The organism is Micromonospora sp. NBC_01740 (assembly GCF_035920365.1).
In the GTDB taxonomy this organism is placed as follows: domain Bacteria; phylum Actinomycetota; class Actinomycetes; order Mycobacteriales; family Micromonosporaceae; genus Micromonospora; species Micromonospora reichwaldensis.
This window is the reverse complement of sequence record NZ_CP109150.1, coordinates 6,267,276-6,292,815: the sequence shown is the minus strand read 5'-3', so window position 1 is coordinate 6,292,815 and position 25,540 is coordinate 6,267,276. Positions and strand designations below refer to the sequence as shown.

General features: G+C 71.7%; 18 protein-coding genes. 9 read left to right on the top strand and 9 right to left on the bottom strand.

The window, feature by feature from the left end:
* Positions 1 to 4: 4 nt before the first annotated feature.
* The 3 genes from OG989_RS27370 to OG989_RS27360 are packed head-to-tail and all read left to right on the top strand — an operon-like array spanning position 5 to position 6,323.
* Entirely contained in the window at positions 5 to 2,719 is a 2,715-nt protein-coding gene (locus OG989_RS27370; protein ID WP_327028918.1) for an amino acid adenylation domain-containing protein, read from the top strand.
* The gene (locus tag OG989_RS27365) at positions 2,716 to 3,990 is read left to right on the top strand and encodes an MFS transporter (RefSeq protein WP_225851844.1); all 1,275 of its coding nucleotides are present in this window, start codon (positions 2,716 to 2,718) and stop codon (positions 3,988 to 3,990) included. Before OG989_RS27370 ends, OG989_RS27365 begins: the two co-directional genes overlap by 4 nt.
* Positions 3,987 to 6,323, top strand: a complete 2,337-nt coding sequence (locus tag OG989_RS27360; protein ID WP_327028917.1) for a penicillin acylase family protein — start codon at positions 3,987 to 3,989, stop codon at positions 6,321 to 6,323. The genes OG989_RS27365 and OG989_RS27360 overlap by 4 nt, the downstream gene beginning before the upstream one ends.
* A gap of 28 nt (positions 6,324 to 6,351) precedes the next feature.
* On the opposite strand, the gene tsaD is transcribed toward OG989_RS27360, so the two are convergent.
* The 3 genes from tsaD to OG989_RS27345 form a co-directional block, all read right to left on the bottom strand.
* Positions 6,352 to 7,389: a tRNA (adenosine(37)-N6)-threonylcarbamoyltransferase complex transferase subunit TsaD gene (gene tsaD / locus OG989_RS27355; RefSeq protein WP_151452289.1), complete on the bottom strand. Its 1,038-nt coding sequence runs from the start codon at positions 7,387 to 7,389 to the stop codon at positions 6,352 to 6,354.
* 2 nt (positions 7,390 to 7,391) lie between these two features.
* Positions 7,392 to 7,940: a peptide deformylase gene (gene def / locus OG989_RS27350; protein ID WP_151452288.1), complete on the bottom strand. Its 549-nt coding sequence runs from the start codon at positions 7,938 to 7,940 to the stop codon at positions 7,392 to 7,394.
* Positions 7,941 to 8,144: 204 nt separating this feature from the next.
* Entirely contained in the window at positions 8,145 to 8,579 is a 435-nt protein-coding gene (locus tag OG989_RS27345; protein ID WP_192581202.1) for a Fur family transcriptional regulator, read from the bottom strand.
* Positions 8,580 to 8,686: 107 nt separating this feature from the next.
* Here OG989_RS27345 and OG989_RS27340 point away from each other — a divergent pair, with 107 nt between their 5' ends.
* The 5 genes from OG989_RS27340 (at position 8,687) to OG989_RS27320 (ending at position 14,282) form a co-directional block, all read left to right on the top strand.
* Positions 8,687 to 9,301 carry a superoxide dismutase gene (locus tag OG989_RS27340; RefSeq protein WP_151452286.1) on the top strand — a complete coding sequence of 205 codons (615 nt, stop codon included), beginning with the start codon at positions 8,687 to 8,689 and terminating at the stop codon, positions 9,299 to 9,301.
* Positions 9,302 to 9,306: 5 nt separating this feature from the next.
* Positions 9,307 to 9,567: a superoxide dismutase gene (locus tag OG989_RS27335; RefSeq protein WP_327028916.1), complete on the top strand. Its 261-nt coding sequence runs from the start codon at positions 9,307 to 9,309 to the stop codon at positions 9,565 to 9,567.
* A gap of 167 nt (positions 9,568 to 9,734) precedes the next feature.
* Positions 9,735 to 12,380 carry an alanine--tRNA ligase gene (gene alaS / locus OG989_RS27330; protein WP_151452373.1) on the top strand — a complete coding sequence of 882 codons (2,646 nt, stop codon included), beginning with the start codon at positions 9,735 to 9,737 and terminating at the stop codon, positions 12,378 to 12,380.
* A gap of 85 nt (positions 12,381 to 12,465) precedes the next feature.
* Positions 12,466 to 13,149: a hypothetical protein gene (locus tag OG989_RS27325; protein ID WP_192581201.1), complete on the top strand. Its 684-nt coding sequence runs from the start codon at positions 12,466 to 12,468 to the stop codon at positions 13,147 to 13,149.
* 326 nt (positions 13,150 to 13,475) lie between these two features.
* Positions 13,476 to 14,282 (top strand): M23 family metallopeptidase, encoded by an 807-nt coding sequence (locus OG989_RS27320; protein ID WP_327028915.1) that lies wholly within the window; start codon positions 13,476 to 13,478, stop codon positions 14,280 to 14,282.
* Positions 14,283 to 14,332: 50 nt separating this feature from the next.
* Here OG989_RS27320 and OG989_RS27315 read toward each other — a convergent pair whose 3' ends face one another.
* The 5 genes from OG989_RS27315 to OG989_RS27295 all read right to left on the bottom strand — a co-directional run bounded on the left by OG989_RS27315 (position 14,333) and on the right by OG989_RS27295 (position 21,506).
* Complete coding sequence (locus OG989_RS27315) at positions 14,333 to 15,064, bottom strand: alpha/beta hydrolase (protein WP_151452283.1); 732 nt, start codon at positions 15,062 to 15,064, stop codon at positions 14,333 to 14,335.
* A 288-nt stretch (positions 15,065 to 15,352) separates the two neighbouring features.
* The gene (locus OG989_RS27310; protein ID WP_327028914.1) at positions 15,353 to 16,315 is read right to left on the bottom strand and encodes a hypothetical protein; all 963 of its coding nucleotides are present in this window, start codon (positions 16,313 to 16,315) and stop codon (positions 15,353 to 15,355) included.
* 72 nt (positions 16,316 to 16,387) lie between these two features.
* Positions 16,388 to 17,215 carry a peptidoglycan-binding domain-containing protein gene (locus OG989_RS27305; protein ID WP_327028913.1) on the bottom strand — a complete coding sequence of 276 codons (828 nt, stop codon included), beginning with the start codon at positions 17,213 to 17,215 and terminating at the stop codon, positions 16,388 to 16,390.
* 774 nt (positions 17,216 to 17,989) lie between these two features.
* A complete protein-coding gene (locus OG989_RS27300; RefSeq protein ID WP_151452279.1) occupies positions 17,990 to 18,286 on the bottom strand; it encodes a hypothetical protein in 297 nt (98 codons plus the stop codon).
* Between the two features lie 172 nt (positions 18,287 to 18,458).
* Positions 18,459 to 21,506 (bottom strand): patatin-like protein, encoded by a 3,048-nt coding sequence (locus OG989_RS27295; RefSeq protein ID WP_327028911.1) that lies wholly within the window; start codon positions 21,504 to 21,506, stop codon positions 18,459 to 18,461.
* 300 nt (positions 21,507 to 21,806) lie between these two features.
* Between OG989_RS27295 and OG989_RS27290 the strand changes: the two genes are divergently transcribed.
* The gene (locus tag OG989_RS27290) at positions 21,807 to 24,110 is read left to right on the top strand and encodes an HAD-IC family P-type ATPase (RefSeq protein ID WP_327028910.1); all 2,304 of its coding nucleotides are present in this window, start codon (positions 21,807 to 21,809) and stop codon (positions 24,108 to 24,110) included.
* Between the two features lie 75 nt (positions 24,111 to 24,185).
* Here the strand turns inward: OG989_RS27290 and OG989_RS27285 are convergent, their stop codons facing one another.
* On the bottom strand, positions 24,186 to 25,349 hold the full coding sequence (locus tag OG989_RS27285; protein ID WP_327028909.1) for an MFS transporter: 1,164 nt from the start codon (positions 25,347 to 25,349) through the stop codon (positions 24,186 to 24,188).
* Positions 25,350 to 25,540 lie beyond the last annotated feature (191 nt).

Genomic DNA, 25,540 nt, shown 5'->3' with positions numbered 1-25,540 from the left:
GCTCATGACGTCGACCGATCGCGCGCTACGGCTGCGTCGGCGGCTCGCCGGACGCCGCGAGGTGTCCACACCGGAGGTCGGCCCGGCCGCCACCGCACCGGTCACCGCCGACAACCTCGTCGCCGCCTTCGACGAGGTCGCCGGACGGCACCCCGACCGGGTCGCCGTCCGCTGCGACCGGCAGGCCCTGACGTACCGGGAACTGGCCGCCGCCTCCCGGGCCCTGGCCGGCCGGATCGCGACTGTCGCGCCGCCCGGTCGGCCGGTCGGCGTGCTGCTGCCGCGCTCGGCGCGGATGATCGTGGCGGCGCTGGCGGTGCTCCGCACGGGGGCCGCGTACCTGCCGCTCGACCCGGAGGCGCCCGCCGTCCGTACCGGCACGATCGTCGGTGACGCGGCGCCGTCCCTCGTGATCACCACGGGTGCGCTGGCCGGCTCCCTGCCCGCGACGGCCGCGGCTGTCCTGCTCGACGCGCCGGACAACGGCGGGGAGCAGCCGGACCCGCCCGCCGCACCGGCCCGCCCGATCGCGCCCACCGACCGGGCGTACGTCATCCACACCTCGGGCACGACCGGCCGTCCCAAGGGCATCGAGGTCTCCCACGCCAACGTCCTGCGCCTGATCGGCACCACGCAGCCACTGTTCGGGTTCGGGCCGGGCGACGTGTGGACCATGGCCCACTCGTTCGCCTTCGACTTCTCGGTGTGGGAGATGTGGGGGGCGCTGCTCACCGGCGGGTGTGTGGTCGTCGTCGAGGGCGAGGTCATGCGGGACCCGGTGGCCCTGCGGCGCCTGCTGCGGGCGGAGCGGGTCACGATGCTCAGCCAGACGCCCACCGCCTTCAGTGCGCTGGCGGCCCAGGAGGACGAGTACGACGACCGGCTGCCGTTGCGGTGGGTGGTCTTCGGCGGTGAGGCGCTCCGGTTCGCGGACCTGCGGCCGTGGGTCGCCAAGTACGGCGACGCCGGGCCCGAACTGGTCAACATGTACGGGATCACCGAGACCACCGTCCACGCGTCGTACCGCCGGATCCTCGCCCCCGACCTCGCCGGCACGACCAGCCTGATCGGCGCGCCACTTCCCGACCTCGACTTCCTGCTGTGGGACGAGGACGACCAGCCGGTCGCCGACGGTGGGATCGGGCAGATCATCGTCACGGGCGCGGGCGTGGCCCTCGGATACCTGGGGCAGCCGGAACTCACCGCGCAGCGGTTCGTCACCGTCACCGACGCGCAGGGCCGGGCCGTACGCGGATACCGCTCCGGGGACCTCGCCCGGCGGACGCCCTCCGGCGAGTACGAGTACCACGGGCGCAACGACGACCAGGTCAAGATCCGCGGCTACCGCCTGGAGCTGGGGGAGGTGCACGCCGCCCTGCTCGCCCTGCCCGGGGTACGGCAGGCCGCGGTGGTGCCGCACACCGCACCCGGCACGGGAACGCGGCTGGTGGCGTACGTCGTCGGCGACGCCGGCCCGGCGCAGCTGCGCTCCCGGCTGGAGGACCGGCTTCCGGCGTACGCCGTTCCGTCCGCGTTCGTCGCCGTCGACGCGCTGCCGCGCACCGCCAACGGCAAACTCGACCGGGCAGCCCTGCCCGATCCCGGCCCCGTCCTGACGCCACACGTGCCCGCGGGCGTCGACGACGTCACGCGGTCCCTGCTGACGATCCTGGCCGAGCTGCTGCCCGGCACCGAGGTCGAACCGGACACCGACTTCTTCCGGCAGGGCGGGAACTCCCTGCTGGCGACCCGCCTGCTGGCCGCCGTACGCCGGCAGTTCGGTGTCGTCGTCCCGCTGCGCGACTTCCTGCGGGCGCCGACGGTACGGGCGGTGGCGGGCGCGGTCCGCCGGGCCCGGCAGGCCGGCCCGGGTGCGGCGTCCCGCCGCCCGGTCGACCTGTTGCCGCTGGGGGACTCCGCGGCGGGCCGGGCGCCCGTGGTGGCGCTGCCCGGCGTCTTCGGGATCGCAGCCTCGATGGCGCGGCTGTCGACGCACGTCCGGGGCCGCCCGTTCCACGCCCTGCACACCCGGGACCTCCTCCGGGCCCAGGACGGCACGCCGTCCTCCGCCGTGGCCGCGCAGGCGTGCCTGACCGAGCTGCTGCCCGTCGTCGATCCCGGGGTCCACCTCGTCGGACACTCCCTGGGTGGGGCGATGGCGCTGCACCTCGCCCACGCGGTACGGGCGGCCGGCCACCAGGTGCGGAGCATCACCCTGCTCGACGCGCCGAGCCCACGCTGTCTCCACCAGCGCCTCTCCGAGGAGCACCGGGCCCAGCTGGTCGCCTTCCTCTCCGACGTGGCCCTCGCGTTTCCCGAGCACACCCGCCGGTGGCGCGAGCTCTCCCCGCAGTCCGCAGCCGGGATGGCCGACACGGAACTGCTGCGGTGGGCCGCCTCCACCGCGGCACCCGCGCTGGCTGCCACGATCGGTGGGCTCGCCCACGCCTTCGAGGACTACCGGACGATGGGACGGATCATGGCAGAGCCCGCGCCTGCACTGGCCGTGCCCGCGCTGCTCCTGGTGGCGGGCCTGGAGAGGTCCACCGACGACGGCGGGCACACCGAGGGCTGGCACCTGGTGCTGCCGAACCTGACCGAGACGGTGGTGGCCACCAGCCACGAAGGCATGCTGCGTGAGCCCGGAGCGGCGACCGTCGCCGAGGCAATGACCGAATTCCAGCGCCAGCAGGACAAGACGGAAGGAAATCCGAGTTGACCCGGGAACCGGCTGCGAGCGCAGCGTTCCGCCCACCGCGACTGGCCAGGATCCTCGTCGGCGGTTCCGGCGTGATGAGCCTGGCCAACGGCGTGACGATTCCCTTCCTCACCATCTACCTCCGCAACGAACTCGGCCTGTCCGTCTCGGCGGTCGGCCTGGTCATCGGCTCCTCCGTGCTCTTCGGCATCTCCGGTGGGTTCCTCGGCGGCGCGCTCTCCGACATCGTGGGCCGCCGCCGGGTCCTGCTCTCCTGCCTGCTGGTGGTGATCGGCAGCTTCGTCGGGTTCTACTTCGCCCGCGACGCCGCGACGGCGTTCGCCTTCAACGCGTCCATGGCGTTCGCCACCAGTGCCTTCAGCCCGGTCGCGAAGGTACTCATCAGCGACCTGCTCCCCGTCGCGCTGCGGGTGAAGTGGTTCTCCTACCAGTACCTCGCGATCAACGCCGGCTACGCCGTCGGTCCGCTGATCGGCGTGGCCCTCGGGCTCACCGGCGCCCGGCTCTCGTTCCCCGCCGCCGCCGGCGTGTACCTGGTCTACCTCGCCGTCCTCTGGGCGGCCACGCGGCAGCTGCCACGGCCGTCCACGGGGGACGGCGGGCTGACGACGCTCGGCCGCAGCACGGGCGCCATCGTCCGGGGACTGGGCGAATCGGCCCGGGCGGTGATGTCGGACCGCCGCCTGCTCCTCCTGCTCATCGGCGCGATCCTGTTGGAGACGGTGCACAGCAGGATCTCGGTGCTGCTCGCCCAGAACTTCGTCATCGACTTCGCCGACAGCGCCCGGGTGCTCGCCGCGGTCATGACCACCAACGCGGTGGCGGTGATCGTTCTCCAGCTCTTCGCCGCCGGCTACGTGCAGCGCTACAACCCGCTGAACGCCATCACCCTCGGTGGGATCCTCACCTTCGTGGGGATGGCCGGCTTCGCGATCTCCGAGCAGATGTGGCACTACATCGTGGCGATGGTGGTGTTCACCGTCGCCGAGACCCTGATCGTGCCGTCGGAGTTCGCGCTCGTCGACCGCATCGCGCCCGAGGAACGGCGCGGGGCCTACTTCGGCGCACAGACCTTCGCGCAGGTCGGCGGGTTCACCGGACCGTTCCTCGGCAGTCTCGTCCTCGCGTCCTTCGGCGGGCCGGTCATGTTCCTCGCCATCGGCTCCCTGGCGTTGGTGAGCGTCGCGCTCTACCTGCTGGTCGGCCGGCGCATCCCCGACCTGAGCCGCCACGACACCCTCCCGGAGGCGGAGACCGAAAAGGCGTCATGAGAGCCGCGGCGGGCATCCTGCGCCTGGCCGCCTGGCCGAGCAGTCGGGCGCTCCGGCGCACCCGGGTACTTTCCGTGGCGGCCCTGCATGGGACCGTCGACATCGACCGGGACGAACGCGGCATCCCGTGGATCCGGGCGGGCGACGAGCGTGATCTCTACGTGGGCGTCGGGGTCGCGATGGCGTACGACCGGCTGTGGCAGATGGACGTCCTGCGCCGGCGGGCGACCGGACGACTGGCGGAGGTGTTCGGCGCTCGTGCCGCCGGCTCGGACGTCCTCGCCCGTACCCTCGCCTTCGATCGGGCCGCCCGCCAGAGCGAGGCACTGCTCTCACCGCCTGCCCGCGCCAACCTCGCGGCCTTCGCCCACGGGGTCGACACCGCGGTACGCCGGATGCGGCGCCGCGGGCAGCTCCCGCCCGAATTCCACCTCCTGAGGTACCGGCCGGGCCCGTGGTCGGTCGGCGACTCGCTGGCCGTCGTCAAGCAGCTCGGTTTCCACCTGGGCCGCAACCTGCAGCAGGAGGTCTTCCGTAGCCGGCTGCTGGCGGAGCGACCGGACCTCGTCCACAGCTTCCTGGCGCCGAAGTACCCGCCCGGCGGCAGCGTCACCATCAGGGCCGGCGCCCCGGCGGGGCCGGCGGCACGGCGCGGCGACACCGCGCTGCTCTCCGCGGCCGGCGCCGCCCACCTCGGCGACCTCTTCGCGGGCCGGCAGGGGAGCGGCTCGAACGCGTGGGCGGTGTCCCCGGCCAGGTCCGCCACCGGCTTCGCCGCGCTGGCCAACGACCCGCACATCCTGTTCACCCACCCGAGCCTCTGGTACCAGCTGGGACTGGACCTCGACGGCGAACGCGCGTACGGGGTGACGGTGCCGGGCGTGCCCGGACTGGTGATCGGCGCCAACCCGGATCTCGCGTGGGGGGTGACCAACTCCACCATCGACACCCAGGACCTGGCCGTGGGGGAGCGGCCGGACCCGACGGGAGAGCCACGGTGGTCGCAGACCAGCGTCGTCCGGGTGCGCGGCGGGACCGAGATCTCCGTGTGCGCCGCAGGCGGTACGGGATACGTCGACCTGCCGGGCCCGCGCGGTGCGGAAGCCGAGCCGGTGGCCCTCTACTGGAGTGGTCTGCACCCGTCCACCGAGGCCGAGAGCTGCCAGCGGATGTGGCGGGCGCGCGACTACCCGGCGTTCCGCGAAACCCTGCGGGGCTTCGGTGTGCCCGTGCTCAACCTCGTCGTCGCGACCCGGGACGGGACGGTCGCGCTGCGGACGGCCGGAATCGTGCCCCGCCGAGACCGTCGGGAGGGCCTCGCCCCGGCCGGCGCGGCAGAGGTGGCCGCTCGCTGGAGCACCACGCTCGGGTTCGACGAGCTACCGGAGGTCGTCGATCCGCCAGCGGGCTTCGTGGTCAGCGCCAACCACCAGATCCTGCCCGACGGGGTCGCCCCGCACCTGGGCAGCGACTGGGGCGGACCGTACCGGGCCGACCGGATCGAGGAACTGCTGACGGCGACGCCGACGGCCCGCCCGGACGACTTCGGCGCGTGGCAGATGGACCTGCGCAACGGCAGGGCACAGCGCATCCTGCCCACCCTGCTGAAGGCACTCGACGAGCATCCACCGGAGTCGCCACTGGCCGTGTTCGGCCATCAGTCGTTGGCCACCTGGGACGGCAGGGACGACGCCGATCAGGCCGCACCTCTGGTCTTCGGGGCGCTGGCCCGCGTGTTGACCGAGCGCTGGATCACCAGCCGGCTCGGTGCGGCCGTCGCCGACGCCATGACCGATGTGACCCTCCAGGTGGATCACCTGGTGATGGACGCGGACGCCCGCCGGCGGCTCGGCGAGACGGAGGAAATGCCGGTCGTCGTGGCCGACGCCCTCACCGAGGCGGCGCGTCGACTCGCCGACAGATTCGGCGACGACCCCACCGGCTGGCGTTACGGCAGGTCGAACCGGATCGCGGACCAGCATCCCCTGGCCGCGGCGTCGGACACGCTGCGTTCGCTGTACGGATCGCCCCCGACCCCGGTAAGCGGCGGCGGGCAGAGCGTCTGCCTGATGTATCCCGACCGCCACGGCCAGGTGGTCGAGGGCGCGCCCTGGCGCTTCGTCGTGGAGTTCGGCCCCTCCGGCAGCACCCGCATCCGCGACGTGCTCCGCCACGGCAGCTCGGGACATCCCCTCTCGCCGCACTACACGGACCAGACGCCGGCGCACGCCGAGGGGCGGCTGTACGAGGTACGCCTCGACAGCCCGCCGGAGGTGCGCAGCCGCCTGACCCTGGCGCCCCGGACGGCGGGGCGGTCGCATCGCGCACGGTGAAGGTGTGGCCGCCGACCCGGTCGTGTCGTCAGCGGGGACCGTGCAGGAGCGCGCCGTGCAGTACGGCGGACGGGTCGGCGCCGAGGTCGAGTGGGTCCGGGGTAGCGTCGGCGGCGGCGAGGAGGTCGCCGAGGGTGGCGATCATGGCGCCGTTGTCGGTGCAGAGCCGTGGTGAGGGGACACGCAGCCGTACGCCCGCCGTGCGGCAGCGTTGTTCGGCGAGTGCGCGCACGCGGCTGTTGGCGGCGACGCCGCCGACGAGCAGGAGGGTGTCGGCGTGGTGGTCGCGGCAGGCGGCGAGGGCCTTGCGGGTGAGGGTGTCGGCGACGGCCTCCTGGAAGGAGGCGGCGACGTCGGCCACCGGAACTGGTTGGTCGCGGCGTTGTTCGACCCAGCGGGCCACCGCGGTCTTGAGGCCGGAGAAGGAGAATCGGTAGGGCGGGTCGTGTGGGCCGGTCATCGGCCGGGGGAAGGCGATCGCGGCGGGGTCGCCGGTGCGGGCGATCCGGTCGATCGCCGGGCCGCCGGGGTAGGGCAGGCCGAGCAGGCGGGCGACCTTGTCGAATGCCTCCCCGGCGGCGTCGTCGACGGTGTCGCCGAGGTGGACGACCGGGTCACGGGCGAGGTCACCGAGGAGCAGCAGGCTGGTGTGGCCGCCGGAGACGATCAGTGCGACGCAGCGGGCGGGCAGGGGCCCGTGTTCGAGGATGTCGACGGCGGCGTGGCCGGCGAGGTGGTGTACGCCGTAGAGGGGCACGCCGAGGGTGAGGGCGTAGGCCTTGCCGGCGGCGAGGCCGACCTGTACGGCGGTGGCGAGGCCTGGGCCGGCGGTCGCGGCGACGGCGTCGATGTCGGCGAAGCCGATACCGGCGCGGTCGAGGGCGTGTGTGACCATCGGGGTGATGGCGTGCAGGTGGGCGCGGGCGGCGATCTCGGGTACGACGCCGCCGAAGCGGGCGTGCTCTTCCATGCTGGTTGCCAGGGCGTCGCCGAGCAGGACACCGTCGGCGACGATGCCGACGCCGGTCTCGTCGCAGGACGTCTCGATGCCGAGGACGATCGGCATGGTCAGGTGCCGTCGGGGGTGCCGACGCCGACGCCGGGGTGTTCGGCGCTGGCGGCCAGGATCTGCTTACGTTGCTTGATGGGGAGCCGGTCGACGTAGGCGAGGCCGTCGAGGTGGTCGACCTCGTGCTGGAAGCAGCGGGCGAGGGTGCCGGTGCCCTCCAGGCGGATCGGCTCGCCGTGCAGGTCGACTCCGGTGACGGCGGCGGTGGCGGAGCGGGCCAGGTCGGCCTGTTGTCCCGGGACGGACAGACATCCCTCGGAGTCGGTCACGAGTTCCCGGTGCTCGGGTAGGTGCAGCACCGGGTTGATCACGTGGGCGACGGTGTGGGTACCGGTGGCGTCGGGGCAGTCGACGACGAAGATCCGGGCGTCGACGCCGATCTGGTTCGCGGCCAGACCCACGCCGTGGGCGGCGTACATGCTGGCGAACATGTCGTCGACGAGCGTGGCGAGCGCGTCGTCGAAGACGGTCACCGGGGCGCACCGGCGGTGCAGCACCGGGGCGCCGTAGCGCGTGATCGGCCTCGGGGTGCCGGCATGCGTTTCCATAGTCGCCCATATTATGCAACTGCACATGAGTGGCAGTAAGGCTGGGCCGGTTGGTGGGGCATGGCCAGGTGCCAGGGCTGGACGGCGCCATCGGAGATCGGCGAGGCCGCTGCGGTTGCCCACGTCGGTTTCCGAGGGCTCGACGGGCGTGCCGTCGTGACCGGTGCCGGCATCGTGGCGGGCCGTGGACCAGCGGATTCGGCCTCAGCGAGCCGTCGTCCGGCACCGCGTACACCGTCCGTAGACGACGACGCCCGCGAGGTGCCCGCTGGGGTCCGCCTCGATGCCGGCGGCTTGCGCGGCGGCGACGCTCGCCGCGACCGCCTCGGCCGGCAGTTGTCGTATGTCGCCGCAGCCTGCGCAGACGGCGTGGTGGTGCGCGTCGTCGGCGAGACCGAAGGTGATCGTCCTGCCGATGGGCACGGTGTGCGCGATGCCGAGTTCGACCAGTTGCGCCAGGACCCGGTGCACCGTGGAAAGCTCCACGGCCAGGCCGCGGGCGAGTAGCGCGTGGTGCAGCTGGGAAGCGGTGAGGTGCCCCTGGTCGCCAACCGCACGGGCGAGCTCGTCAAGTACTCCCCGACGTGGTGCGGTGTTGCGCAGGCCCGCACGACGCAGGCGCCTCACCGCGGCGTCCACCCGGTCGGCTCCCGATGTGCTCAATCGCCACTCCTCAGCGCGTACGCACTCCTCATGTTGCAAGATAGTGGCAACAACCTAGCCTTGGCAGCAACAGAGGAGTTCTGATGGCGGTCTACAACCTGCCGGATTTGCCCTACGACTACGGCGCACTGGAGCCGGCCATGTCGGGGCAGATCCTGGAGCTGCACCACGACAAGCACCACGCCGCGTACGTCAAGGGTGCGAACGACGGCCTGGACCAGCTCGCCGAGGCCCGCGACAAGGGCGACTTCTCGAAGCTTGTCGGCCTGGAGAAGACGTTCGCCTTCAACCTGTCGGGTCACGTGCTGCACACCATCTTCTGGGGCAACCTGTCCCCGGACGGCGGCGACCGCCCGGACGGGGAGCTGGCCGCCGCGATCGATGAGCACTTCGGCTCGTTCGACGCGTTCGCCGGGCAGCTCTCCGCCGCCACGAAGAGCGTGCAGGGCTCCGGATGGGGAGTCCTGGCCTGGGAGCCGCTGGGCCAGCGGCTGATCGTGGAGCAGGTGTACGACCATCACGGCAACATCGGGCAGGGCTCCACGCCGCTGCTGGTCTTCGACGCCTGGGAGCACGCCTACTACCTGCAGTACAAGAACGTGCGGCCCGACTACGTGGACCGGCTGTGGAACCTGGTCAACTGGTCGGACGTAATCGCCCGATTCGACGCCGCCCGCGCCACGACGCCGAAGATCTGATCGGCGTGACCGAGCCCACCCCGGCTGCGGCGGAGCTGCTCCAACGGGCCGCCGGGGTCATCGCGGCCAAGCACCGCGGTGATCTCGGCGGCGCCGAGGAACTGCTCGCCGCCTTCGGCACCGAGCAGGCCAGGACCCTCGGTTTCTACCTGCTGGCAGACCTGAGCCTCGGGCTGCTCCGGGCGCAGAGCGGCCAGTCCATGGACGACCTCGTACGAGAGCTGTCCCTGCTCGTCGCCGCCACCGCCACACCACCCGAGACCTGACCCGGCTGGTCCATCGGTCGGTGTCGCCGGCACGCCATGCCGGCGACACCGACCGGATCACCGCAACCGTCGCCCGGGGTGCGTGAGCGACTGCGGGGTACCTGAAACACTCTCGCTCTGTTGCCAATAAGCTGTAGCTGCACATCATGGGCAACAAGGGGGCGTTGGTGCGGACGGCGGAGATCAAGCGGCGTTTCCTGGCGCACTTCGAGACCAACGGGCACACGGTGGTGCCGTCGGCGCCGCTGCCGGCGATAGCGGACCCGAACCTGCTGTTCATCAACGCCGGCATGGTGCAGTTCGTCCCCTACTTCCTCGGCCAGCGGGCCGCGCCGTACCGGGCCGCGACGTCGGTGCAGAAGTGCATCCGGACGCCGGACATCGACGAGGTCGGCAAGACGTCACGGCACGGCACGTTCTTCCAGATGAACGGCAACTTCTCGTTCGGCGACTACTTCAAGGCCGGCGCGATTCCGCTGGCGTGGGAGTTGTCCACCACGCCGGTCGAGCAGGGCGGTTTCGGGCTGGACCCGCAGCGGATCTGGGCGACGGTCTACCTGGACGACGACGAGGCGTACGACCTGTGGCTCGCCACCGGCGTGCCGGCGGAGCGGATCGTGCGCCGCGGCAAGGCGGACAACTTCTGGTCGATGGGCATCCCCGGTCCGGCCGGCCCCTGCTCCGAGCTGTACTACGACCGCGGCCCCGCCTACGGCGCCGAGGGCGGCCCGGAGGTCGACGAGGACCGGTACCTGGAATTCTGGAACCTCGTGTTCATGCAGTACGAGATCGCCGACGTGGCGTCGAAGACCGACTTCCGCATCGTCGGCGACCTGCCAAACAAGAACATCGACACCGGCATGGGCCTGGAGCGCATCGCCTCGATCCTGCAGGGCGTGGACAACCTCTACGAGATCGACGAGGTCCGCCCCATCCTGGCCAGAGCCGCCGACCTCACCGGCAAGCAGTACGGCGTGCACTCCGGGCAGGCCGCCACCCAGTCCCACCCCGACGACGTACGCCTGCGGGTCATCGCCGACCACGTGCGGACCTCGCTCATGCTGATCGGTGACGGGGTGACCCCGTCCAACGAGGGCCGCGGGTACGTGCTGCGCCGGATCATGCGCCGCGCCATCCGCGCCATGCGGCTGCTCGGCTGGCACGACAAGGCTCTACCCGAACTGCTGCCCGTCGCCCGCGACTGCATGGCCCCGTCGTACCCCGAACTCGCCACCGACTTCGACCGGATCTCCTCGGCCGCCTACGCCGAGGAGGACACCTTCCTCGGCACGCTGCGCGCCGGCACCACCATCCTCGACACCGCGATCACGGAAACCAAGAAGGCCGGGCGCTCCGCACTGCCCGCCGACAAGGCCTTCCAACTGCACGACACGTACGGCTTCCCGATCGACCTCACTCTCGAAATCGCCAACGAGCAGGGCCTGACCGTGGACGCCGACGGCTTCCGGGCGCTCATGACCGAGCAACGCGCCCGCGCGAAGGCCGACGCGAAGGCCCGCAAGACCGGCCACGCCGACCTGTCGGCGTACCGGTCGGTGCTCGACGCGAACGGGCCCACGCAGTGGCTGGCCTACGAGACGCTCGACACCGACTCCCGGGTCGTCGCGCTCTGGTCCGGCGGCGCGGCGGTCGATGCCGCCCACGCCGGCGACATCGTCACGGTCGCCCTGGACCAGACGCCGTTCTACGCCGAGAGCGGCGGCCAGGACTCCGACGCAGGCGCAATCACCGGCCCGAACCTGCGCGCCGAGATCATCGACGTGCAGCGACCGGTCAAGGGCCTGATCGCGCACACCGTCCGGATCCTCGACGGCAGCCTCACCGTCGGCGACGCGGTGCACGCCGCAGTCGACCCCGAATGGCGCGTCGGCGCCCGGCAGGCGCACTCCGGCACGCACGTCGTGCATGCCGCGCTGCGGCAGGTGCTCGGGCCGAACGCGTTGCAGTCCGGCTCGTACAACCGGCCCGGATACCTGCGCCTGGACTTCGCCTGGCGCGGCGGCCTCTCCGACGCCACCCGCAGCGAGATCGAGGAGGTCTCGAACCTGGCGATCCGCCGCGACCTGCCCGTCGACGTCCGCTACCTGCCGCTGGAACAGGCCCGCACCGAAGGCGCCCTGGCCCTGTTCGGCGAAACCTACGACGAGACCGTGCGGGTCGTCGAGATCGGCGGCGCATGGTCGCGTGAGCTGTGCGGCGGCACCCACGTCGACCACTCCGCGCAGATCGGCTCCCTCGCCGTCACCGGCGAATCGTCGGTCGGCGCCGGCCAACGCCGCATCGAAGCCGTCACCGGAATCGAGGCGTTCCGCTACCTCGCCCGCGAACGCGACCTCGTCACCCAACTCGCAGCCCAGCTCAAAGCCCGCCCCGACGAACTGCCCGACCGCATCACCACCCTGCTGGCACGACTCAAGCAGACCGAACGCGACGCCGACGACCTACGCGGCCGGCTCATCGACCTGGACGCCGACACCTACGCCGCCAACGCCACCGACCTCGACGGCATCGCGTACGCCGGCATCACCACCACCGGCGACGCGCGCCGCCTCGCCGAGAAGGTCCGCGACCGCCTCGGCCGCCGCCCCGGCGTCGTCGGCGTCGTCGCTGGCGCGAGCATCGTCGTCACCGTCACCCCCGCCGGCGTGCAACGCGGCCTGTCCGCCAACGACCTGATCAAACACCTCCTGGCCGGAAAAGGCGGCGGCAACGCCGCGTCCGCCCAGGGCAAGGCCAACGCGGAACCGACGGAACTGCTCGACCAGCTGCGGGACCTCACCCGCGCGGCATGACACCCGACGCCGCCGACTGACCACCACACCCACCACCCCCGGGGGTGCCGCCACCCAGGCCGAGCACCACCGCCGAAAGGAACCCATGAGCGCCGGCACCGTGGTTCGTTCCCCCGACGGTAGCGACATCGTGCTCGGCGAGGTCGGCCAGCGGGTCCTGCTCGCCAACTCCCGGGTACGGGTCTGGGAGGTGGCCCTCGCTCCAGGCGAGTGCCAGCCCTGGCACCTGCACCGCAACCCGTACCTCGTGCTCTGCCTCGACACCTCGGCCTGCCGCATGGACTGGCTCGACGGCAGCCCGCCCCGGCACATCAACGAACAGGTGGGCGGTGCTATCTACCGGCCCGTCTCCCCGGTCCACATGCTCACCAACCAGGGCCACAGCCTCTACCGCAACCGCCTCGTCGAACTGCTCGACCTCGGCGAGGAAGCCTCGGGAGAAGCACCGTACGCACTGCCCGACACGACCGACGGCTGGCCCGGGGAACCGGCCCACGGCATGGCCCTGACGACGGTGCTGGACACCGACGGGGTGCGCGTCCAGCGCCTCACGACTCCGCCCGACGACGAACACACCTGCCGCGCGGAGTCGGTGCCCCTGCTCGTCGTCGACCTGGCCGGCGGCGCGGACGCCGACACACCGCCACGGCCCGCAGTGCGCTACCTGCATCCCGGCGAGACCCACAACATCCGGAACCCGAACCGCACACCGATCGACACCCAGATCGTGGAGCTACGTTACCTGCGGGCCCTGCCCGCCGGGCAGTAGCGGCAACCGCAGCACGACCGGGACCGGTGACGGTACCGGGAGCGCAGATCCGCTGCGTACACCGACTCGCGCCACGCCGTGCCCTGCTCGACGGCGCGGAGAAAGGCTTAACGACGCTCGCACTGTCCGAGTCTTGACACCAGCGGAGCCCGATACCTTAATATCCAAGATCCCAGATGCATGCGGGCTCGCTGGTTCGCCGCCGAAGGGGTTGGTCGGCCCGTCCCGAACCAGTGACCACCCGAACGTGGGCAGAAGTCGCAATCGGTGGTCTCCTCGGTGCGGATTGTGTTTCCGGTCGTCATTCATCGCGAGCAAGGGGCCGAATGCGGACACTCGACGAAACACTGCCGGGCGACGGGGCGGAGTCGCGTCGCATCGGCCGCCGCCATCTGCTTGGTCTGGTCACCGCCACACTGGCAGCCGGCATCATTCCGGAGGCGTGGCTCGCGGAAGCCGCGTACGGCGCGACGCCGCGATGGAACCGGCCGTTCGACAAGTGGGTGCCGATCACATCCTCGTACGGGATGCGGACAGACCCGATCACCGGCGTGTCCAGGATGCACAACGGCACGGACTACAGCTACTCGGGAATCCTCGGCTATCCGATCCGTGCGATCGCGGCGGGCACCGTGACCAGCGTGTCGTACAGCGCGGGCGGCCTTGGGCACAACGCCACCATCACGCACGCCGATGGTTGGCGGAGTGTCTACGGGCACATGCGGGAGGCTCCCCGAGTCGGGACGGGCGTGCAGGTCGCCGCCGGGCAGCACATCGGCAACGTCGGATCCACCGGCCACTCCACCGGCCCGCACCTGCATCTCGAGATCTTCCAGCCGAACGGTCAGCGCGTTAACCCCGAGTCGGTTCTGACGGGTGCCCCATACGCCGGGGCGCCCGGAACTCCCCCTGAGATCGTCACTAAGGATGGACTGATGTACCTCATCTGGAGCACCGGCGGCACCGGTTACCTGGTCACCCCCAACCGGGTCATCGGTCTGCGGTCGATGGCGCACTACAACCTGTTCAAGCGGATCATCAACTCGAACCAGGCCGCCGCCCAGCCTGAGGTCTTCAACGCACTGGAGATCGACCAGATCAACGCGTACCTCAACGGGACCGTGCCTGCCTGATCCACCCGGCGGTGGCCTCGGAGACGCCTGCGCGGTCTGACGGCGCGGCCTCACCTCAGGTGCCGGGCGAAGAACTGGTTCCCGGCGTCCCCCTCGAAGTGCGGGACGCCGGTGTGCCCGCCCATGTTGGCGTGCAGCGTCTTCTCCCTGGTGCCGAAGGCGTCGAACAGGTCCAGGGCCGCCTGCCGGTCGTTTCCTTCGTCGTCCCACTGGAGCAGGACCTGCAGCGGAATGGTGACCTGTCGGGCCTCCTCGAACATGGTGCGGGGCACGAAACTCCCGGCGAACAGGAGGGCGGCCGAGATGCGCGGCTCGACCACCGCCAGCCGGATGCCGATGGAGATCACCCCTCCCGCGTACCCGACCGGGCCGCCGATCCCGGGCAGCGGAAGGAGGGCGTCCAGGGCGGCCCGCCATTCCGGGACCGACTTCTCGACCAGTGGGAGGACGAGCCGATCAACGAGCTCGTCGTCGACCGGCTCGCCGGCCTCCAGCGCCCGGTGCAGGTCGGCGCGGGTCTCCTCGGCGGCGGCGGAACGGGGCCGGTCACCGCTCCAGGGGAGCTCGAGGGTGGCTGCGGCGAAGCCCTCCGCCACGCAGTGCCGGGCCCGCGCCATCAGTCGGGGGTACAACCTGTGCAGCCCGCCGGGGTGGCCCATCAGAATCAGCGGGGCCGGTGCGGAGCCGGATCCCGGCGTCCACAGGATGCCGGGGATCTCACCGAGGGTGAACTGACGTTCGAGGACATCGTCGTCGAGGCGCTGTTCGGAAGTGAATCGCATGGTCGTGCCCTTCGGGAGTGCTCGTGAGCGGCGCTCCCGGACGACCTATCGCCCGACCGTGACCCCGGAGGGGAGCACCCATGTCGATACTGCATTCACGGGTACCACCTCCTCGTTCTCTCGCACGGCCGTTGGCAGAGTAGCGGTGCTCGCCGTGGCCCGCCAACGGGTTTCCGCGGACGCGCGGCAGCCGGGAGTGCAGCACGTCGCTGCTGACCGCGGTGGGGCGGCGAGGGCACGGGCGGGACGACGCCGCGCCTGTGCTGTCAACCTCGCCGCCCCACGCGGTCAGTACTTGACGTACGCGGTGACGGCGCGGTGGTCCGAGTACGCCCCGCCGGTCATCGACTCGGTGACGGTGGCGACGTTGCTGAAGCCGTTGCCGCTCTTGACCAGCAGGAAGTCGATACGCCGGCTGTTCAGGGTGTCGTAGGCCGAGGAGCAGTTGCGGCTGCCGCACTTCTCGGCGATCGGGTCGCGGTAGCCGTAGCTCTTGCCGTCGTTCCACCATCCCGCGTCGTCGGGCTCCGCGTTGGCGTCGCCGGCGACGATCTTGAGGTCGCCGCCGAGGCGGCCCATCGCCTCGTCGGCCTCCTTGATGTTCTCGTCCGCGCACTTGGGGCCGTGCCAGGTGTTGGTGGGCCAGTGGATCGAGGCTACCGAGACGTCCTGGTTGGCGACGTTGTCGTGCAGCCGGATGCCGATGTTGTGGACCCGGTCCTGGCTGCTTCTGGTGGGTTCGAGGTTCTGGCATCCGCCGGTGCCCGCGTCGTAGTTCGCGGGGGCGTCGGAGCGCCAGCGGGTGGCGGCCTCGTAGGTGAACCGGTCGGAGCGGTAGATGACCGCGTTGGTCTGCTGGTTCTTCATCTTGCCGCAGGTGCTGGTGTAGCCCATCGAGCCCGGGTTCGCGATCGCGATCTGTCCGGCGTAGGTGCCGGGCAGTTCGTCCGAGAGGCGCTTGGTCAGGGTGTTGAGCTGCGTCTGGTTCGAGACCTGCTGCACGGTGAAGATGTCCGGGCTCAGTGGGCGGCCCTTGAGGTAGGTGATCAGCCGGTCCCAGATGTGGCCGTCGGCGCAGGAGCTCGGCAGCCAGTTCTCGATGTTGTTGTTGTAGACCACCAGATGGCTCGGCGAGGTGTTCACGGCGGCCTGGGCGGCGGTGGCGCCGGTGAGGCCGACCGCCGCGGTCGTGAGGGCCGTGGTGAGCACGGCGACGGCGCCGCGTACGAGGCGGCTGTTACGGATGGACAACTTTCCTCCTGATCGGATGGAGACACTCGGCGCAACTGCGCCAGCGCCGATGAGGCTCGGCGCTCGCCACTGTCAGAGCGTCCGTTGGTATTCCTCCCAGGTCCGCTTGGGGCTGACCGCAGGACCGTCGTCGCGCCCGCGATTCGCCAGGCCGTTGAGGCCGAGGTAGTAGTCGCCGGCCTGGTGCTGCGCGCCGGTCGACTGGTCGGTGTCCGCCAGCGCGATGGCGTGGATGTGGTACGGCCAGTCGCCCTGGGACGGCGTACGCAGCCAGGCGGCGAACCCGACCGTGCGCAGACGGCGCAGCACCTCGGTTCGGGTGGCCGACGACAGGCCGTTCACGGAGAGGTCGAGGGCGCCACCGCCGTCGTGGGTGCCCGCCGACGCGCCCACGCCGGTGTTGTAGGACCCCTGCGTGATGGTGAGTTGACGCCCGAGCAGGCGTTCGGCCTCGAGGAGCATGGATCTGGTACGGGTGTTGACGCGTACGTCACGCAGGCTCACCACGGTGCCGGGCGAGATCGCCTTGACCACGGTGTAGCGCCCCTCGCCCAGCAGCCGCAGCGACGACGGGCCGGGCAGGCCGGTCGCGTCGAGGCCGGTATAGCCGAGGGACCGTTGGTACGCCGCATATGCGGCGATCGTGCTGGTGCCGAAGTGTCCGTCCACGTAGGTGGCCGACAGGTGTCCTCTGGCCTGTAGGGCGCGCTCGACCAGCAGGACGCTGTCCTTGGCGCCTGTCGTGATGGCGGTGTCCGCCCGGCGCGGATCGATCTGGGCGGCCTTGATGAGCGCCTCCATGTCGACCTGGGGCAGCGCGGCGGAGACGGGGCGGGCCAACGGCCCGGCGGCGGCCGCGGCGGCGCCGGCGGCGACGAGCAGGCTTCTTCTCGTGATCACGTTTTCTCCGTCGGTGGGTGGGGTGCGGCCGGTCGGTAGCGTGAAACGCCGGGGATGAACCGGCCCGTGCCGATCCGGTCCCCGACGTTGCTGGTGTCGTACGCGTTGCCGAGGTCGGTCACTACATCGACCGTGCCGGCGTGCTCGCGGCGAAGAGCCCGTCGACCGCGGCGGGGAGGGCGACCGCGAGCAGCCGCAGGGGGACGTGCCGTCAACTGGTCTCCTGTCGAGGGCGAGCGATGATCCGTGACCGCGATCACCGGTTCGGTCGCCCGACTATCAGGGACGACGGCGCCTTCGTCAAGATGTTCATCGATGGAGAGCTGGTCCATGCTGCGTGCGGCGGTGGTGGCCGCCGAGCCGGTCCGCGGGCGGGAGGGTCGGACGACGCTGTCGAGCTGAGTCGTCTGTGACATCAGGCGCCGTCTGGGCCACCGCGCACCGGCCGGCGGCGAGTCGTCTGCGACATCAGCTCGACAGCGTCGCACGTGCGGATCCTCCGCCGACGGACACCAGGGCGGAGCGTTGGAGTTCGTCGCGAATCCGGATCTCGGTCCGAAGCGCCGGTTGCGCCAGCGGTCACCCGATCAACGTTCTGAGACGAGGCACCAGCCTCGGATGGCGGAGACATCGGTGCGTGCCCCGGGAGGTTCCGGCAGCGACCGCGGCGAACCCGGCGCCAGCAGCCCGAACGGCAATCGCTGCGACTGACTGTCGGCCGCAGCCGCATGGCGCCGGCCGGAGCCGGCGCCATGGTGGTGGAGCGGCTCCGGTCTACCAGTTGCAGTTGGCGGCCGGGATCCAGCCGTCCTGCCCCGGCGCCTCGGCCCCGTGGCCGTAGTACCAGGTCTGGATGTCACTGCCGCCGTAGATCGAGTGAACGCGGAAGCCTCGCCCGGGGCTCAGGGTGCGTAGCGTGCTGCCCCAGGGCTGGTCGCGCAGCCAGGTGGTCTGGTTGGTCACGCAGATGTCACCAGGGCTGTCGCTGGCGGCGGCCGGCGCGGACACCACCGCCGATCCCGCGGCGACGACGGCCATGACCGCCAGCACGCGTACAACGTTACGCCTCATGCGCTTCCTCTCGATCGGGTGCCTTGCGAGGCATCGACTATGCCCAACGCCTCTGACATGACAAGTCGGGCATCCCGAGCGGTAGGTCCGGGTCCAGCCGATGCGTTGGTGGACGACTTCCCGGCTGCCGGAGGTGGTGCTGATGCGTACCGTATGGAGCCGGCCGCCGGCCCTACCTGCGGGTGCTGCGGCCGGAGCGCCGGGGCTGGGCGCGGGCGACCCACCAGCCGAGCAGGACGATGAGGAGCGTGACCCCGAGCTTGATCGACAGGCTCCAGATCAACGCCGTGCCGTTGCGGTACCAGTCCCACCAGAGAACTCCGCCCAGTGCGAGCAGCACGACGAGCGCCGCTGCGACCAGGCGCAGACCGACCGGCCTGGTCCGGGGCGAGAGCAGGGCGGCGGCCGAGAACCCGGCCAGTAGCAGGAGGACCGCGAGCAGGGCCAGCGCGATCGGCACTGCGGGCACCAGCAGGGATACGGCCAGCAGCACAGCGCCGGCCGCGACGGCGATCTCCACTGCCCGCGTGCCCATCGCGCTGCGGCGGGTGAGCAGGGCCACCATCGCCCAGACGGCGAGTGCGTAGCCGCGGAAGGCGGAGAGCACCACGGCCAGTGGCCTGGTGCGCGCCGTGTCGCCGGCGACGTTGGCGAGGACGGTGGCGGTGTGCGACGTGGTTCGGGCAAAAGTGTCGCTGCCGACGTCACCATCGATGCGTTCGCCGCCGATCTGGGCTGCCTCGTCCCACAGCCGCCACAGATCCTGGGCCGGCATCTCCCGGCCGGCCTTCAGGTCGGCGGCGTCGAAGGACGCCAGCCAGGCGGTGCTCGTCCTGGCCCGATCGGTGCCCTCGGCGCGTACCGCGGCGGCGAGGCCGGGCAGGTCCTCTCTGAGCACCGAGGTCTGGATCGGTCGGGCGATGGCTCTGGTGCAGGCGCTCAACGAGCGGGCGTCCGCGTTGCCGAGGATCTGTTGCGCCTCGCGTTCGCACGCCGCGCGGTCCCGCGCCCACTGGTCGGCCAGCCATCCGCGGTCGGGCGACCGGTCGGGGACCGCGCACCGCTCGAACGCCTCCATCAGCCGGTCCACCGCCTCGGCCTGGGCCGGCCGTGGCCCGGCACAGGTCGCTGATCCGGGTGCCAGCAGACACTGCCGTAGTCGCTCCGGCGCCAGCAGGATCCGGATGAGCTGTTCGACCGCGTCCATTCGGCCGTGCAACCAGTCGTTGAGGCGCCACGAGCCGCGGTAGAAGGCGCCGAAGTGGTGCAGCTGGATGCCGGTCAGCAGGTCCGGGTGCAGCGAGGAGACCTTGGCGAGCTCCACCTCCTGCTCCGGGTCCTGACTGGCGCTGGTGAAGGCGAGCTGTACGACGTCGAGCCGCAACATGTTCCGCAGGACGGTCTCGTCGGCGGACCGCATCGGGACGAGGAACCGGTGGAGTGCGGTGAGCCGCCCCGTCCACTCGCCATCCGGATCGAGCACGTCGTTGCCTGCCTCGCTGACCGTCCGCAGGGCGGGGGCGACCTCGCGAAGGCTCCGGGCCAGTTCGAGCGCCTGCCGGTGAAGTCGGGCTCGTCGCACGCCGTCACCGGGGACGGGCAGGGCGTCCCACGCCGTCAACGCGGCGGCGAGCCAGCGTTCGAGCTCGGGCAGGTTGTCGGCCGTCCGGTTCAGCGAGCCCCGGCGCCTGGGCATCGGATCGATGCCGTACCGCGCCGGTCCCGTTGGCGCGGCCGACCAGTAGCGGTTGAGGTCGGTGCGGTCTGCGTGGATCTCCTCCAGGGTGGCGGCTGCCTGTTCGCGGCAGCGCACGATCCTCGTTCGCTCCGGCGTACCGAGGTGGGCCAGCCACACCGATCGTTTGAGCAGGTCGACGGTCATGTCTGCCAGGCGCTGGACGGTGGTCTGTCCCCAGTCCCAGCCGGCTCCGGTTCTCCCGAGCGCTTCCGCGAGGGGGCCCTCGGGGACGAACGACATCCGTTGTCGCCGAAGCGCGGCGAGCAGTTCGTGCCCGCTCCACTGCTCGGCGGGTCGGCCGCGCTGTCCCATCGCCAGCAGGGGAGCGATCGTGGTGGCCGCGTTCTCGACGCGCACCTCCAGGTACGCCGGCCACGCCCCGTCGGAAAGCTGCTCGGCGACGCCGATCATCGCCGTCGCGAACCGGTCCCGGGCCCGGCGGCGCATCCGCACCGTGGTGTTGCGGCCGCGGATCTCGGTGAGTTCCCGGGAGACGGAGTCGGTGGCCCGCAGTCGGGTGAGGACTCCGAGCAGCACCTCGCGGGCCGACGGGAGCGGCATCCCCGGGCCGGCGGCGTCCGCATGCGGGGCTGCCGGCGAGTCGGCCGCGGGGGAGGGGCAGAGCTGCTCGCCCGGATCCGGGGTGACGTACGCGAGAACCCGGCGCACCTGGAAGCCGGCGGTCTGCCGGTACACCGCCTCCAGGGCCGGGCGGATCGGCTTGTTGAGCAGCACTCCGCCGTCCACCACGTGCTGCGCGTCGCGGAAGTTCGATCGACCCGCCGCGGACTCCCACCGCAGGTCGCTGCCGGGATCTCCGGGGCGCACCCGTACGAAGTGCGGCTCGAAGGCACCCGGGAACGACGACGTGCACCGCGCCGCGGCGGCCAGCTCGTCGAGCACGGCGTCGGCGGCGAGGTCCCCACTGACCGGTCGGCCGTCGCGGTAGCCGGCCCGGAGGTCGGCGAACCGGAAGGTGGCGTCGTGATCGGTCTCGGTGATCCCGACACCCAGGTCGTCGGTGAACGTCGTGGACCTGCCCTGCCAGAGCGTCCCGGTCAGCACCAGCTCGATCGGCACCCGTTCATCGTCGGTCCGGGCCGAAGGCGATCCGGTGGTCGAGACGACCTTCTCCAGCGCGTCCCGCACCTTCGGAAGGAAGTAGTCGTCCCCCTTCAGCAAGGATCGTGGACGGCGCGTCAACGGGTCGCGCAACAACCGGTCCAGGCTGCCGTGCTCGTGCCACAGGTCCCGCATGACGGACAGGTCCCCGCCCCTGGCCAGGCCAAGCGCGAGGAAGGCGCCGTTGAGACCGCCCGCCGAGGTGCCCGAGATGACATCGACGCGAACGTCCGCCCGGAGCAGATCCAGCAGCGACGCGTACGGCGACTCCGGGTCCGTGCGTGCCGCGGCCAGGCGGGAGACCTCGAGGGTGACGCCGCTGATCCACACCGCCAGGCTGACTCCACCAGTCATCACCACGGCAAGGCGGATGTCCTGCCGGTCGGCTCTGTCGCTGGAGGACGCCGGCCGCGGCGGCTCCTGGTCCTCGCCAGTCTGCGCCACTGCTACCCGGCGGTGAGGGCAGGCGAGGGCATGATCGCTCGGGTGGATCGTCCGTACATGTCCGACATGGTATGTCGGGTCGGCGGTTCCGCGAAGCACGACCACGTATCCGGATCCGGGTCGGGCTCGTTGGTCGTGCCATCGGATGTCGTCGAGGGCGCACGCCTCGGCTCATGCGCCGGAACAGGAATGGTGGCCTGACGTGGGGCGTGGCACGTGCACCAGGGGCTGACGAGTGCGCAGGTCGCTGAACGGGTCGCGAAGGGCTCGGTCAACACGACCGCCCGCCGGAGCAGCCGCACGTTCGGCCAGATCCTGCGCGCCAATCTGCTGACGCGGTTCAACGCGATCATCGCGGTGCTCTGCGGTCTGATCCTGGTCTTCGGCCAGCCGGTCGACGCGCTCTTCGGCTCGGTGATCGTGGTCAACAGCGCAGTCGGCGTGATCCAGGAACTGCGGGCGAAGCGGACCCTGGACCGGCTCACCCTGCTCACCGAGGCGCCGGTGCGTGTCCTGCGCGACGGCCGTGAGGTTTCGATCCGGCCGGGTGAGGTGGTCGTCGACGACCTCGTACTGCTGGGGCCCGGGGAGAAGGTGCCGGTGGACGGGGCGGTCCGGGAGGCCGACGGGGTCGAGATCGACGAGTCGCTGTTGACCGGCGAGGCGGACCCGGTCGAGAAGCGGCGCGGCGACAAGGTCCAGTCGGGCACCTTCGTGGCCGCGGGCAGCTGCCTGCTCGCGGCGACCGGGGTCGGCGAGAAGGCGTACGCGGCGCGGCTCGCCGCCGAGGCCAGCCGCTTCGAGTTGACGGACTCCGAACTCATGACGGCCATCAACCGGTTGCTCCGGCTGGTCACCTGGATCATCGTGCCGATCGGCGGGCTGCTGGTCGTGCGGCTGTTCACCAGCGGGGCCAGCATCTCCGACGCCGTGGTGGGCAGCGTGGCGGGAGTCGTACCGATGATCCCCGAAGGGCTCGTGCTGATGACGAGCGTCGCCTTCGCGGTGGGTGTGATCCGGCTCGGCCGGCGCCGGTGCCTCGTACAGGAACTGCCGGCGGTGGAGGTGCTGGCCCGCGTCGACACGCTCTGCATCGACAAGACCGGCACGCTCACCGAGCCCGGCACGGCGTTGCGCGAGGTGCGGCCGTACGACGGCGTTTCCCCCGGTGTCGCGCGGGCGGCGCTCGCGGCGCTCGCCCGCGCGGAGGCGAAGCCCAACCAGACCATGCGGGCCCTCGGAGACAGCCTCTCCGCCGACGGCTGGCACGCGGCCGAGACCGTGCCGTTCTCCTCGGCACGCAAGTTCTCGGGCGCGTCCTTCCCGGAGCACGGCACCTGGCTCGTCGGTGCGCCCGACGTGCTGCTGCCCGACGACGACCCGGCCCGACGCGAGGCCCAGGATCTCGCCGCGACGGGTCGACGGGTGCTGGCCCTCGTGCGGTCGGCCACGCTGGCCAGCCGCGACCGCAGGACCGCCGCCCTCGTCGTTCTCGAACAGCGGATACGGGCCGACGCCCCGGACATGATCCGGTACTTCGCCGCGCAGGGCGTCGACGTCAAGGTGATCTCCGGCGACGACCCGGCCGCGGTGGGCGCGATCGCGCGGCAGGTCGGCATCCCGTCGGCTGATGCGCCAGCCGACGCGCGCTCGCTGCCGCAGGAGCCGGACGCGCTCGCCGACGCCGTCGCCGGCCACACCGTCTTCGGCCGGGCGACACCGCAACGGAAGCGGGAGTTCGTGGCCGCCCTGCACGCGCGGGGTCGCACCGTGGCGATGACGGGCGACGGGGTCAACGACGCGCTCGCGCTCAAGGACTCCGACCTGGGCGTCGCCATGGGCTCCGGTAGCCCTGCCACCCGGGCGGTCGCGCAGGTGGTCCTCCTCGGCGACAACTTCACCGCGCTGCCGCACGTGCTCGCCGAGGGACGCCGGGTGCTGGCCAACATCGAACATGTCGCGAACCTGTTCCTCACCAAGACCGTGTACGCGGCGCTGCTCGCGCTGCTCGTAGGCATCGCCCAGGTGCCGTTTCCGTTCCTGCCCCGGCACATCACCCTCGTCGGGACCCTGACGATCGGCGTGCCCGGCTTCTTCCTCGCGCTCGCCCCGAACAGCGGACGGGCGCGACCGGGTTTCGTTCCCCGCGTCCTGCGGTTCGCCGTTCCCGCCGGTGCCGTGGCCGCTTCGATGACGTTCGCCGCGTACGCCGTCGCGCGGTCGAACACGGCGTCGAGCCTGCGGGCGGACCGCTCCACCGCCACGCTCACCCTGTTCCTCGTCGCGTTCGCGGCACTCGTCGTCATCGCCCGGCCGTACACCCGGTGGCGGCTTGGCCTGTTGGCGGTGATGGCCGGCTGCTTCGTGGCCGTGGCCGTGCTGCCCGGAACGCGGCAGGTCGCCGACCTCACCTTTCCCGAACCGCGCGACACCCTCGCCGGGCTGGGACTCGCCGTGCTCGGCGCCGCCGTCCTCGTCGTGCTGCTGCGGCTCGACCGCTGGCTGACGAGGGTCGGCTGAGCGAACTGCCTTCCGACGTCCAAGGACGAGGCCAGCCAGGGTGGTCCGGGCAGGCGCGGAGAGGAACGCGGGTGCTCAGGCGGCGGGGTGCGCGAGCGTCACGGCGATCGCCGGTCCGAATGCGACGCTGAGCAGGTAGGCGAGGTTGAACAGACCCAGGGCCTCGGCCCGACGCGAGGCGTCTACCACTCCGGTCGCCTGCAGGGCGAGTGCGCCCTGGCCGGTCGCGGCGGCCAGCGAGCCGAGCGTCATCGCCGCGAGCAGCAGCGGTACGGCGGTGGTGACCGCCGCCAGCAGCGACGCGGCGGCGCCGGTGACGAGCAACGCGGCAGCCGCGACGCGGCGGGGCACCCGCACGGACGCCGCGACGAGGAACCCGGAACAGAAGCCGCCGAGCAGGTACGGCGCCAGCAGCACGAGCCCGCTGAGGGTGCCGTCCCATCCCGCGTGCTCCAGGAGCAGGTCCGGCGCGGCGTAGAGCAGGGCGAAGTTCACCACCCCCAGCACGAAGGCCGACGCGCACGCCGCGAGGAACCGGCCGTTGCGTGCCACCACGGCGGGCAGGAAGCCCTCCGGACGGAACTTTGTCCAGGCCACCAGCGCGAGCAGCAGCGCGATGGTGACCGGGGCGGCCACCAGCGGACGGTGCGGAATGAGGACGGCCGCGGTGACCAGCAAGGACAACAGAACCATGCCGAGGGGGTCGAACGACGCCAGCGCCGCGTCCGGCGAGGTGGTGCCGCGGCGAGCGGCGGGCACGGCGAGCACCGCCAGCAGCGGCAACGCCAGCGCCGCCTGCCACGAGAAGACGTCGGCGACCAGCGCGCCGGTCAGCGGGCCGGTGGCCCCGACGACCGCCAGCGACGCGGTGACCACCCCCATCTGCCGGGCCGAGTCGGCCAGCTTCATCGCCGTCACGGTGAGGCCGGCGGACCCCAGTGCCTGCACCGCCGCGCCGGCCACCAACGCCGGCACGCTCGGCACCAGCACGAGCAGGAGCGTCCCCGCGCCCAGCAGCACGGCCGAGACGGTCAGGACCGCCCGCACGCCGCTCCGGGCCAGCAGCGCCGCCAACAGCGGCGTCCCCAACGCGATCCCCCAGCCGAAGGCCGTCACGCCAGCGGCCGCGGCCTGTTCGTCGGTACGCGTCGCGCGCGCCACGTCGTCGAGGAGCAGGGCCGGTGCGGCGATCCCGTACGACAGCGGCCCGGCCAGCAGGGCGAGCCAGGGTGTGGCCACCCGTCCTGGCGTGAACGGCCGGTGACCGAGAGCGGCCCGGGGCTCTTGCAGACGATCCATCTCGTTCCTCCGGTGTGTCGGCTCGGATCAGCCTGTCCGGGGTCGCTCACCACCGGCTGACGGCCGGCTGACGTACGCGTCGGAGCCGCGACCCGGTGGGCGGACCGACGGCCGACGGACGTTCGCGGGGC

What these genes read in the sequence shown, in the direction of transcription:
- OG989_RS27370 (WP_327028918.1), top strand. Translation starts at nt 5, where the DNA reads ATGACGTCGACCGATCGCGCGCTACGGCTGCGTCGGCGGCTCGCCGGA.
- OG989_RS27360 (WP_327028917.1), top strand. Translation starts at nt 3,987, where the DNA reads ATGAGAGCCGCGGCGGGCATCCTGCGCCTGGCCGCCTGGCCGAGCAGT.
- tsaD (WP_151452289.1), bottom strand. Translation starts at nt 7,389, where the DNA reads ATGCCGATCGTCCTCGGCATCGAGACGTCCTGCGACGAGACCGGCGTC.
- def (WP_151452288.1), bottom strand. Translation starts at nt 7,940, where the DNA reads ATGGAAACGCATGCCGGCACCCCGAGGCCGATCACGCGCTACGGCGCC.
- OG989_RS27340 (WP_151452286.1), top strand. Translation starts at nt 8,687, where the DNA reads ATGGCGGTCTACAACCTGCCGGATTTGCCCTACGACTACGGCGCACTG.
- OG989_RS27325 (WP_192581201.1), top strand. Translation starts at nt 12,466, where the DNA reads ATGAGCGCCGGCACCGTGGTTCGTTCCCCCGACGGTAGCGACATCGTG.
- OG989_RS27320 (WP_327028915.1), top strand. Translation starts at nt 13,476, where the DNA reads ATGCGGACACTCGACGAAACACTGCCGGGCGACGGGGCGGAGTCGCGT.
- OG989_RS27315 (WP_151452283.1), bottom strand. Translation starts at nt 15,064, where the DNA reads ATGCGATTCACTTCCGAACAGCGCCTCGACGACGATGTCCTCGAACGT.
- OG989_RS27300 (WP_151452279.1), bottom strand. Translation starts at nt 18,286, where the DNA reads ATGAGGCGTAACGTTGTACGCGTGCTGGCGGTCATGGCCGTCGTCGCC.